This is a genomic window from Maribacter aquimaris, assembly GCF_014596745.1.
Classification (GTDB): Bacteria; Bacteroidota; Bacteroidia; order Flavobacteriales; family Flavobacteriaceae; genus Maribacter_A; species Maribacter_A aquimaris.
Genome location: NZ_JABTCF010000006.1, coordinates 37,265 through 48,755 on the forward strand (window position 1 = coordinate 37,265; position 11,491 = coordinate 48,755).

14 protein-coding genes are annotated in these 11,491 nt (G+C 40.1%); all 14 read right to left on the bottom strand.

Features of this window, described 5'->3' with window-relative positions:
* Window positions 1–82 precede the first annotated feature (82 nt).
* A complete protein-coding gene (locus tag HPE56_RS10775) occupies window positions 83–1,195 on the bottom strand; it encodes an efflux RND transporter periplasmic adaptor subunit (RefSeq protein WP_188243769.1) in 1,113 nt (370 codons plus the stop codon).
* A 28-nt stretch (window positions 1,196–1,223) separates the two neighbouring features.
* The gene (locus HPE56_RS10780) at window positions 1,224–2,480 is read right to left on the bottom strand and encodes an ABC transporter permease (RefSeq protein ID WP_188243770.1); all 1,257 of its coding nucleotides are present in this window, start codon (window positions 2,478–2,480) and stop codon (window positions 1,224–1,226) included.
* Between the two features lie 30 nt (window positions 2,481–2,510).
* Complete coding sequence (locus tag HPE56_RS10785; RefSeq protein WP_188243771.1) at window positions 2,511–3,761, bottom strand: ABC transporter permease; 1,251 nt, start codon at window positions 3,759–3,761, stop codon at window positions 2,511–2,513.
* Window positions 3,762–3,872: 111 nt separating this feature from the next.
* On the bottom strand, window positions 3,873–4,088 hold the full coding sequence (locus HPE56_RS10790) for a hypothetical protein (protein ID WP_188243772.1): 216 nt from the start codon (window positions 4,086–4,088) through the stop codon (window positions 3,873–3,875).
* Window positions 4,089–4,090: 2 nt separating this feature from the next.
* Complete coding sequence (locus HPE56_RS10795) at window positions 4,091–4,621, bottom strand: DUF420 domain-containing protein (RefSeq protein ID WP_188243773.1); 531 nt, start codon at window positions 4,619–4,621, stop codon at window positions 4,091–4,093.
* A 5-nt stretch (window positions 4,622–4,626) separates the two neighbouring features.
* Window positions 4,627–5,352: an SCO family protein gene (locus tag HPE56_RS10800; RefSeq protein WP_188243774.1), complete on the bottom strand. Its 726-nt coding sequence runs from the start codon at window positions 5,350–5,352 to the stop codon at window positions 4,627–4,629.
* Between the two features lie 138 nt (window positions 5,353–5,490).
* On the bottom strand, window positions 5,491–6,126 hold the full coding sequence (locus HPE56_RS10805) for a thioredoxin domain-containing protein (RefSeq protein WP_188243775.1): 636 nt from the start codon (window positions 6,124–6,126) through the stop codon (window positions 5,491–5,493).
* Window positions 6,127–6,240: 114 nt separating this feature from the next.
* On the bottom strand, window positions 6,241–6,627 hold the full coding sequence (locus HPE56_RS10810) for a cytochrome C oxidase subunit IV family protein (RefSeq protein WP_188243776.1): 387 nt from the start codon (window positions 6,625–6,627) through the stop codon (window positions 6,241–6,243).
* A gap of 61 nt (window positions 6,628–6,688) precedes the next feature.
* Window positions 6,689–7,666: a cytochrome c oxidase subunit 3 gene (locus HPE56_RS10815; RefSeq protein ID WP_188243777.1), complete on the bottom strand. Its 978-nt coding sequence runs from the start codon at window positions 7,664–7,666 to the stop codon at window positions 6,689–6,691.
* A 98-nt stretch (window positions 7,667–7,764) separates the two neighbouring features.
* Complete coding sequence (locus HPE56_RS10820; RefSeq protein ID WP_188243778.1) at window positions 7,765–8,346, bottom strand: cytochrome c oxidase subunit 3; 582 nt, start codon at window positions 8,344–8,346, stop codon at window positions 7,765–7,767.
* Between the two features lie 82 nt (window positions 8,347–8,428).
* Complete coding sequence (gene cyoE, locus HPE56_RS10825) at window positions 8,429–9,346, bottom strand: heme o synthase (RefSeq protein WP_394355048.1); 918 nt, start codon at window positions 9,344–9,346, stop codon at window positions 8,429–8,431.
* Between the two features lie 393 nt (window positions 9,347–9,739).
* Window positions 9,740–10,459, bottom strand: coding sequence for an energy transducer TonB (locus tag HPE56_RS10830; RefSeq protein ID WP_188243780.1), 720 nt, complete (start codon window positions 10,457–10,459; stop codon window positions 9,740–9,742).
* 60 nt (window positions 10,460–10,519) lie between these two features.
* Complete coding sequence (locus tag HPE56_RS10835) at window positions 10,520–10,912, bottom strand: VanZ family protein (RefSeq protein ID WP_188243781.1); 393 nt, start codon at window positions 10,910–10,912, stop codon at window positions 10,520–10,522.
* On the bottom strand, window positions 10,905–11,285 hold the full coding sequence (gene gcvH / locus HPE56_RS10840; RefSeq protein ID WP_188243782.1) for a glycine cleavage system protein GcvH: 381 nt from the start codon (window positions 11,283–11,285) through the stop codon (window positions 10,905–10,907). Before gcvH ends, HPE56_RS10835 begins: the two co-directional genes overlap by 8 nt.
* Window positions 11,286–11,491: the final 206 nt, after the last annotated feature.

An 11,491-nucleotide genomic window follows, 5' to 3' on the forward strand; every position in this document is an offset into this window, starting at 1 on the left:
TTATGTTAAAAAACTTAAACGGACACCCGTAAGCCTTTAAACCTGATTTCTGGGTCCACTTTCATTTATTTAAGAAAGGCCTTTAATCTTCCGATTCCTCAGGTTCTATCTCATTCCAGACCTTGATCTTATCGCCTTCTGAAATTCCGGATTTGACCTCCACAAAGATACCATCACTAATTCCCAATTCAATATCCTTACGCTCAAAATCCTGTTCCCCTTTTTCAATCTCGACAAAGGGTTTTTTAGTATCCACATCAAACTGCACCAAAGCTTCCTTAACGGCCAAAACACTGTCGGCCCTTGCTAGAATTATAGAAGCATTGGCACTAAGACCGGCCCTAATGAATACGGTATCCTGCTTATCAAGGGTTCCTTTGATCTCAAATTGGATGGCCCCGTTCTCTTCCTTCCCTTTAGGCGCAATATAATCCAGAACCGCATCAAACACCTTATTTTCAATGGCTCCCACGGTAATTTCCAAGGGGAGGTCCTCCTTGATCTTGCCCACCTCGGACTCATCTACCTTACCTTCAAAGATCATTTTTTCAACATCTGCGATGGCTGCGATGGTCGTACCTTCATTAAAGGTATTGCTTTCAATCACTTGATTGCCCACTTCAACGGGTACATCCAGGACCATACCACTGACCGTGGCCCTGATCATGGTATTCGCTGTATTACCATAACCACTCGTCGTCCCAGTCTTTACAATATCATAGCGCTTGTTAGCCGCACGATAGGCCTGTTGCGCCTGGTCAAAGCTAAGCTGCGCCCGCTCTAGATCGACCCTTGACACCACCCCCTTGTTAAAAAGCCCTTTTTGACGGTCCAAATTCCGTTTTTGATCATCAAGGGCAATCCGGGCTTCATCAATATTGTTCTTGGCATCATTTAAAGCATTTAAGTTTGGCACTACCTTTATTCGGGCCAAAAGGTCACCGGACTTAACATAATCACCCCCTTCAACGAAAACCTCTTCGATGACTCCCGAAATATTAGGTTTAATGAGCACTTCCTCCAAGGGAAGAATACTACCTGTTGCGACAGTTTTTTTAATGATGTTTTTCTTGCTTGGTGTTTCGGTTTCATACACCACGGGATCTTCAGCATTCTTATGGTATAAGTAATACATAGCCCCACCGAATAAAACGATGATAAGCACTAAAATAATTCTTGTAACCGACTTTTTCATTTTTGATTATTTTTCAGTTTGATTGATGTTATTCTATTCGTAATGCCTCAATAGGTTGGATCTTAATGGCTTTGTTTGCAGGGATAAATCCAGCCAATAGCCCTGCTATCACCAAAATGCCCATTGCTATTAAAACCACACCCAGACTTACACTTGGGTTTAAAAACATATTGACGGGCCCAACCGAATCCAAAACGGCATTGATACCATAGATGGTGAAGGAACCAAATATGATACCCACCATCCCGGATATAATGGTCAGAAAAATAGACTCCATCAATATTTGTAGTTTGATTGACCATGGGTTTTCCCCTAGAGCGCGACGAATACCTATTTCCTTCGTACGCTCCTTTATGACGATCAACATGATATTACTGACCCCAATAACACCTGAAATAAGCACCAATACACCCACAAAGTAAGCGATAAAACTTATGGCGCCAAAGAGGCTTTCTACGCGATTATACTGTTCATAAAGGTCAAAATACCCAATGGCCCGCTCATCATCCGGGTGTACTTTCCTGCTTTCCTTTACCGTTTTCAATATCGTCTTGTTCAGTTGACTTATCGATTTTCCATCCTCAGCCGTTATGGCCATCCATCCTACATTATCAGCCCGGTTGTAAGCTTGTGAAAATGTCGTAAATGGCATATAAATTTGGCGCTCACTGTCCTCACCCCCACCATTACTCGATTTTTCCTTATAAATTCCAACAACCATAAAATTGATACCACTTATTTTTACATAGGTACCTATAACCTCTTCATCGGTATCATAAAGATCATTTCTGATGCCGTTTCCAATAACAACCACCTTTCGTTTCTCCTTGATATCCTTATGGTTTAAAAAACGCCCTTTTGAAATGAATATGGAATTCTGCTCTATAATTTCCGGATAGTCCCCAAACACACGATATTGTCCGCCTTCCGTGCCCCGAATCACATTATCGCCATCTGACCTCCCCATACTATTTCTTGGGGATATAATCCGTAGGCCGGGGACATTGCGGCGAATCAAATCGACATCCTCCAATTTAAAACTAAACTCCCTACCCTCCGGAAGCCCTTGATAAGCCATTGAGGTCTTCTCTGACCACATAAACAATGTATTGGTGGCCACCCCATTGAATTCTTGTCGAATACCATTTTCGAGGCCTTTGCCCGCAGCAAGTAAGACAATCAAAATGAAAATACCCCAACCCACCCCAAATGCCGTCGCTACGGTTCTGAGCACATTGCTTGAGAGCACCTCCATTATTTCTTTCCAACGATCTTTACTGAACATTTAATTTCCTAGATTAAGGTAATGGTATTATTATTCATCGCGTAAGGCCTCAATAACCTGAACTTTTACCGCCTTCCATGCAGGGAAAAAACCCGCCAAGGAACCAGCGACCATAAGTAATAAGACGGTTGAAACCGCTACATTGAAATTAACTGATGGATTTAATATATAATCGACCTCGACATATGGACCAACAATCTCCAACAGTCCCATACTAAAGATCAATCCAGCGAAACCCGATATTGCCGTTACAAATATTGCCTCGTGCATTATCATTCCTATAATCGACCATGGTTTTGCCCCCAATGCCTTTCGTATTCCTATTTCGCGTGTACGTTCTTTAACGACAATCAACATGATATTGCTAACACTTACCACCCCAGCTACAATCGTAAAAAAACCTATTACCCAGAAAAACAACTTAATACCTCCCATTAATTGATAAAAACGCTCTGCATCATGTATAGGGTTCCAAATATAAATGGCACGGTCATCTTCGGGCGCAACACCATGGGCCTGCTTTAAATAGGTCAACAGTCTTGCCGTAAAATCATTGTTCTTTTGAACGGTAGCTTCAAATGATTCCATTTCCGGAAGCATAAAGTTCAGGTTACTGATCTTGTCCGAACCACTAAATGCAAGTTGGGCAGTGGAAATAGGAATGAAAATACGTTCCTCCTCACCTTCTTCCTCGCCGTATTCGCCAAATACACCTACTATTTTAAAACCTGCACCTGAAATGGAAATGTATTCCCCAATAGGTGTATCCAAATGACCAAAAACCTCCCTCTTGATCTTATTACTAATGACAGCTACCTTTGCGTTCTCCTGAACATCCATCTCATTGATATACCTACCTGCGGACAGAAACTCATTTTCAATGCGCTGTAAGTCACCATTGGTACCTACCACATCATATACCAATAGATCATTATTATAGACCACTTTGACATTGCTTGGGAAATAGAGGATGGATGCTTTTTCATAATCACCATCAAACATAGATTGTACGGTTTGATAGTTTTCGTTACGCAATTGAACACGCCTACCTGGATTAAGACCCTTATACTCAATTGTCGTACGCCCAGGCCATACCCATATACTTGTTACGGCATCTCCTTTAAATTCCTCTGAGATACCATTTTGCATGCCTTGCCCAAAACCCAATAAAATAACCAGGATAAAAATACCGGAAGCGACGGAAAGCCCCGTCAAGAAGGTCCGTAATTTATTTTTACGGATAGTATCAAAGATTTCCTGCCATCTTTCGATGTCGAACATAGGGTTGATTTTGATTGATGAATACAATAATCAATATTGTACTACCATAAGACTACAAAATCTGCCAAATGTTACAGTAAGACCTTAATTAAATCATAAAAAAGAAACCGATCATGTTTTCATTTTTCTGTAAACGAAATAGAAAACACCTGCAACCAGGATATACGGAATGGCCATTAAATAAACAATCCCATTGTTTATTCCTTCAGCAGCCGACATATTACCTTCGCTTTCAAGAACTGCCCTACACATGGCACATTGGGCCTCACTGTTCTGAGGAACCATAAGAAAAACAAGAATCAGAAGTAAGATAAGTTTTGTTTTCATTGCTACACATAATAAGGTGAAATCATCAAATAAACCACAACCCCGGTAACGGCCACATACAGCCAAATGGGAAAGGTAATCCTTGCCAATGCCCTATGGGCCTCAAACTTCTTTAAATAAGCCCTGGCATACGTTCTTAAAACCAATGGTATGATTACGATGGACAAAATAATATGGGTAATCAATATGAAATAATATACATATCGTATAGGCCCTTCCCCACCAAAGGTCGTAGAATCGGAGGTCATGTGATAAGCGATGTACATTACCAAAAACAGGAGTGAAAGTACAATACAGAAGGTCATCAATTTTTGGTGAAGTTCCCTTTTCCCATTTTTAATGGCCCAAACGGCAATAATCAGGACAAGGGCCGTAAGTCCGTTTATTGAGGCATAAATAGGAGGCAAAAAAGACAATGGCTCCACATTTGGGATTTTCACCCCGAACAATATCGCAACCACAACTGGAACGGTTATGGAAACCACAGTTATCAACTTATTGAATTTTTTCTCCCTTATATCGACTGAATCCATGCCAATTATTCCTTTAAAAGTTTTTGTATATCCTCCTTTAAAATGGATATCTGTTCTTTCTCACCTTGACTGTTCTCACCTTGACCCTCGGTTATGGTACCTCGATAATAGATAATCGGGTTTCCAAAACCATCCACCCTAGAGCGCAAGAACCCTTTCTTATCGACAAGAGCGAATAGACCTGCGTGCTCAAAACCACCGGGGGCATCGGGCATCTCTGAAACAAAAATATTGAATCCTTTATTGGCCAACTCATAAATGGCCTCTTGATTACCTGTCAACAAGTGCCAATCTAAATTGGTAATACCATGTTTTTCTGCATACGCCTTCAAAACCATGGGGGTATCATATTCAGGGGTAATCGTAAAAGAGGCTACCCCAAAATTTTGTGCTGTCTTAAACGCTGCCTGAATGTCGACCAAATTCTTCGTCATTATAGGGCATATTGACGGACAGGAAGTAAAAAAGAACTCGACCACATATACTTTTCCTAAATAATCCTTGTCCGTGATGACCAAACTGTCTTGATCAATAAACTCGAATGCCGGTACGCGTCTTTTTTTTCCATTCAAATAAAGGTATGCCAATCCAGCCTTGTTATCCTTTAGGCTTATACGATCGTTCTCCACGACAGTACCCGACCCAATTCGATCAACAATCCTAGGAATAAAGATGATACCAAAGACCAGGATCACCAAGGATATCCAAACATAGGTGTATTTGTTTTTCATACTTTTTTACTTTTACCTCCTAGCATCCGCAAAACCAAACCTATCATTATTCGCTACGGACAGCCTACTTTTTATACCCTAACGGGTATTAAAAGGATAGTTTGGATTTTAGCAATATTGCATAAGACCAATGCTTTCTTATAGATTTTTACGTTCGGCATTATTCTTTTTTAATGCCAAACGGTATTCTGCCAAAATAATTTTTACATCATCTTCCATTTTATTGTTCAAATCGGCAACCGAAGTGGCATCAAAACCAAATTTAGTCCCTTCATCCTCATCATTGGTCCTTCCGCGAAGATTCCTGTCCTTATCAATAATAAAAACATAAGGGGTGGCCATATTTCCATCCAAGGTTAAATCTGTTTTCAATCCATCGAACAACGCCTGTATCCGTTCCTTATCCCCATAGACAAAGTTCCATTTAACGACATCGGCCAAATTACCCAATTCGGATTTAAGGGCCTCGACCTTACTTTCACTACCATTGGGCACTACCATTACAAACTGAAAGTCATTGAACTGATAGAACCTTTTATAAATTTTCTGGTTTAGATTGAACGCAACGCCTTTTTTGTTTTCCAGATCACTACCCAAAAACCCCAATATCGTAATCCTATCCTGAAGCAGGATATTTGCATCAACATCAGTGATGTCAGGTATATTTTCCGTGAGGATAGGAAGCTTTCCGAAATTATTAATGCCCGAGGCAAAAAAGAGATAAGCTACGATAGGCAGGATAAACAATACTACTAAAACTACGGTCTTTTTCATTCTGGAAATGTTGCCCTTTTTCGGCAAACGAATATAAGATGCTGAATTCATTCCAGCATATACAAAAATAAAAAAGACGGTCTTTAAACCGTCTTTTAATTTGTTAATTATATCTTAGTTGAAGTCCCAGGTTATAAAACCATCCTGAATAACATTGTGGATGTAATTCCCTTCTACCAAAAGGATAAAGACCAGATAGGCGACCAAAAATAGCGGGGTCCAAACAACTGCCCTTCGTAACGAGCTTTTTTCATCCCGTAAATGCATAAAGTCCCATGCGATATAATAAGCCTTAACCAAGGTTAGAATAATGAATATCCAGTTTAATACTTTCATCCCCAACACATGGTTATGTGTCAGTACTGTCGGCTTGGAAATACCCAAGGCAACCTCAATTCCCGTTACTATGGTTAAAAACACAAGGACCCCCCAAATTTTTTGGGTATTCGACTTGAATTTTAAAAGTCCCCTGAAAATCTCCAATTTATGTGCGTGTGCCATGTTAAATCTATCTATTAAATTTTAAATCAATCCTTAAAAAGTTACCTGAAACAAATCCAGATTAAACCAAATAAAAGAAAGTAAATACAAATACCCAAACCAAATCCACAAAATGCCAATAGAGTCCGACTTTCTCAACCATTTCGTAATGACCTCTTTTTTCATAGGTACCCAAAGCCACATTAAAGAAGATAATGAGATTGAACATCACCCCCGAAAAAACGTGAAAACCGTGGAATCCTGTTATAAAGAAAAAGAAATCCGCAAATAACCGACTCCCATATTCATTGTGTATGAGGTTGGCGCCTTCTACCACCTGGGTTGCATTTTTAAGTTTCGCCAAGGATTCCTGCCTCGACAATACCTGCTTCACTCCTTCTTCATTAATAACTTCGGTACGTACAAGAATATTGCTATCGGCCTTAAAACCTTCCAAAACCTCATTTACCGAATAACTGGGCTGGGATCCTTCATCGTAGAACCATATTCCATTTTTATTCTCGTGTACGACCCTTTCGTCAGGTAGTGTCATGGCAAAATCAGCCAATGCCGCCCTTTCACCGGTATCAGCATTCACAAATTGTAAAATACGTCCTCCCTTGGTTTCCACTGCCCCATAATCACCACTTATGAAAGTAGCCCATTCCCAGGCTTGGGAGCCTACGAAAATCGCACCCCCGATAATGGTCAGGAACATATACCAAATTACACTGTTCTTTTTCATTTTATGACCCGCATCAACGGCAAGAACCATTGTCACAGAGGACATAATCAATACAAATGTCATAAATGCGACATAGTACATGGGGTAGTTGCCATGAAAGAAAGGCACGTGAGTAAACACCTCGTCGGCAATCGGCCACGTTTCCATAAACTTAAACCTTGAAAAACCATATGCGGCCAAAAAACCGGAAAATGTCAAAGCATCGGAAAGAATAAAGAACCACATCATCAATTTTCCGTAGCTCGCTCCCAGAGGACGGTTACCACCACCCCCCCAAACGTTTTCTTCCACACCCGTTGTTACCGTAGAATCCATAAATTAGTCAGTTATCTTACAATTAGAATTTTCACAAAAATACATTTTTTCATAAGATACAAAAGTCTAAGACCAAGAAATCAAAAAAAAATGGACTTTTAATCGACCAAAACCATGAAAGAGAGTAGGTAGACCCATAGAAGATCAAGAAAGTGCCAAAATGTGGCCCCCAATGACAGCCCTAGGTATTCTTGGGACGAATACTTCCCCTTTTTCTGATTGAACAGCACGACCAACAAAGAAATGATACCTGCCACGACATGCACGACATGGACTGCTGCAATAAGGAAAATGTAAGACATTTTAATACTACTTGTGGGTCCGGTGAAATAATAGCCTTGGGCCACCATTTCCGAAAAACCTTTAAACTGCAGAGCAATAAAGGCCAACCCCAATAATAAAGTAAGGAACAACCAATTTGTACATACCTTAACAGCATCCCTACGTATGGCCTTCTTTGCCAACATATATGTAATACTACTTAAAACAATGATCACCGTACTAAAATAAAAAGCAGATGGCATCTGTATATTATCAAGCCAATCCTCCCGCCTACTACTTACGATATAAGCACTGGTCCAACCGGCAAAAGCCATGAGTAAACTCACGATTCCGAACCATAGCATCATTTTTTTTGACCTATCATTCTTTTCCTTTTGGGTTCCTTGAGTTAAATCCATAAAATCCGATTCATAAAATTTATTACTTAAAAGTCGATATTTCCCTATTTACCACAGGGTAACAATGAGCAATCCCTTGCCATTAAAAGAGGGCCGGAATATATTTATCCAATACATACACCACTTGCATAAAGGTAATATAGGTTACGCTGGCCAGCATTAATTTTCTTGCGGATACATTGTCCCTTTTTTCATACAACCTAAATGCAAAGAAAAGCATTACACCCCCCATAATGAATATTATTACGGCAGCGGGAATGGACAATTGCAAGCGACCTGTTATCCCCAATACCGGAACGACGGATATTACCATCATCCAAATAGTGTACATAATTATCTGTAGGGCCGTACCCTTGTCTTTTTTACCTGTAGGAAGCATCTTGAATCCCCCTTTTTTATAATCATCATCCAACATCCAAGCCAATGCCCAAAAATGTGGGAATTGCCAAAAGAACTGAATCATGAACAAGGTACCCGGTTCAATACCAAATTCGTTGGTAGCCGCCACCCAACCCAACATAAAGGGAATAGCACCTGGAAAAGCCCCAACGAATACCGAAAGCGGGGTCATGGTTTTCAGGGGGGTATAGACACTGGTATACAAAAAGATGGAAATCGCACCGAACATGGCCGTCTTGGGATTCAGGAAATATAAGGATACAACCCCGAGGACTGTCAACACAATCGCAATGGTCATTCCTTGGTTCACCGACATCCTACCTGAGGGTATTGGCCTATTCATGGTCCGCTTCATCAAAGCATCCAGATCCTTTTCGATAATCTGATTATAGGCATTGGAAGCCCCTACCATACAATACCCTCCAAAGGCAAGTAACAATAAGGAAACAAAACTGATTTCGTCAGCACCCAACAAATAGCCGGCAAGGGAAGAAAAGACGACACTGACCGCCAGTCTTACTTTTGTAATTTCCTTAAAATCAGCAAACCTCATAGACCATGAGGTACTTTTTGCTGGTTTAATCACGGTCTTCATTATCATTTTTATCAAAACGCAAATATAATCGTAGTAAGCAAGGTGTGCAACGAAATACCAAGGTTTATGATTTCAATGAACCAGAGACGTAAATTCACCACAAAACACTATTTATCAACACAATACACCTAAAACACCCCCACAAAGGAACTGTCATATACATTACAGTCCTTAAAATGAAGTCAATCAATAGGCCTATAAACCAACACAATGGGCAAGCCCTAATTGAATGGTACAACAACCCAATTCAGGATCAACCGATCGAAAAACGGAATATCCGACTAAAGGCAAAAAACAGTATCAAAAAAAAATCCTGAGCCAAAGCCCAGGATTCTGTACATTAAATATGAAGTCATTCCTATACTACTGATACAAATTCAGTTTGTATAGTAATGGCAATTATTGCAATCTAAAGGTAATAGGAATACTGAAAGGTACCCTTACAGCCCTACCCCTTTGTTTTCCTGGAGTCATTTTAGGAAGCTTAGCGATAATCCTAGCAGCTTCTTTCTCCAAGTTCTTATCCGGGCCACGCATTCTTACGCCTCCGATACTACCATCTTTTTGGATAACGAACATAACGTTTACCCGTCCTTGAACACCCATTTCCTGGGCAATTTCAGGATAACGGAAATTCTTGGCGATATGCTTTTGCATTTTCTGTTGAAAACAATCACGCATGGCTTTTGCCCCTTTACCTTTTTCCCCTTCACAACCTGGGAAAATCGGTACATCCTCGATTACTGCGAAAGGCACATCGATATCTTCTTCTACCTCTTCTACTTCAACATCCTCAACTTCAACAATCTCTTCTTCCTGACTGGTCTCTGTAGATTCGATAACGGTTTCCTCAACTTCTACCTCATCCTCAACGATCTCGATAATTTCAGGTGCTGCTGGTGGCGGTGGTGGCGGTGGAGTCTTAATTTGCTCAGTCATTGGAACCTCTTCGTCCAACATATCCTCAACATTCATGGAGACATCATAATCATTACTCTTCTCATAGGTCTTCCATTCCAATCCCCTCCAAACCAAAAACATCACAACGGCCAGTCCTATAACGAAATAGGTGCCGCTATTTCTTCTTAAATCCGCTTTTGGGTTCTTTTTTAATTCCATATTTAATTTTTTAATGTTCGCTAATTTAACTAAATAATTGACAAAAAAACAAGTAATACTTTATTTTAACCCTCTTTGGCCGTAAAATTGGGACAAAATGATAATGAAACCCACGGCCACACCCGTACTATTCGCCATCGCATCAAACACATCGCCAGACCTATTCACTGTCAAGGTACCCTGAATAACTTCAATAACCATACCAAAAACAACAAGTAAAAGAGCCAATTTTATGATTTTAACCAAAGTTTTGGCCCAAGGGTTATTTAATGATAAAAAATACAGTGATCCCAAAATAACCGCTACAAAATAAAATGTAAAATGCACGATTTTATCTGCGTAAGGAATACTGAATGTCGGCAAATCATCCGCCTCAAACGAATATAAGCTGGAAAAAGTGACGAACACCATCCAGCCTATAAACAAAATTGCGAATAAGTGCCTTTTATGCACTTATCAATGCTTTATAGTCTACATCACTTAGTAAACTATCAATTTCTGTAGCATCACTTATTTTTACCTTGATCATCCAACCTTCCCCATAAGGATCCGTATTGACATTCTCCGGTGCATCTTCCAAGCCTTCGTTAAATTCGATTATCTCCCCGGACAATGGCAAGAACAAATCGGAAACGGTCTTTACGGCCTCTACCGAACCGAAAACCTCATCCTTATCCATGGTTTCATCAACGGTCTCAACCTCTACATAAACGATATCCCCCAGTTCTCCTTGGGCGAAGTCCGTAATTCCAACGGTAGCGACATCGCCATCCATCCTTACCCATTCATGGTCTTTGGTGTATTTTAAATCTGAAGGTATATTCATTATATGAATTTTTATTATTAACGAAACAAATGTAAACGATTCCTAAAAGGTATTCAAAAAAATCAATTACAAGTTTTACCTACCTACAGTTAGAACGGTATACAAAAAGCAAATTCCTATTTTGAACCTTAAGACCGATACCCCTTAGAAGGCGTTTGGACAAAACATCATACGGGCATCACTTTCTAATAGGCAAGACCACTTGG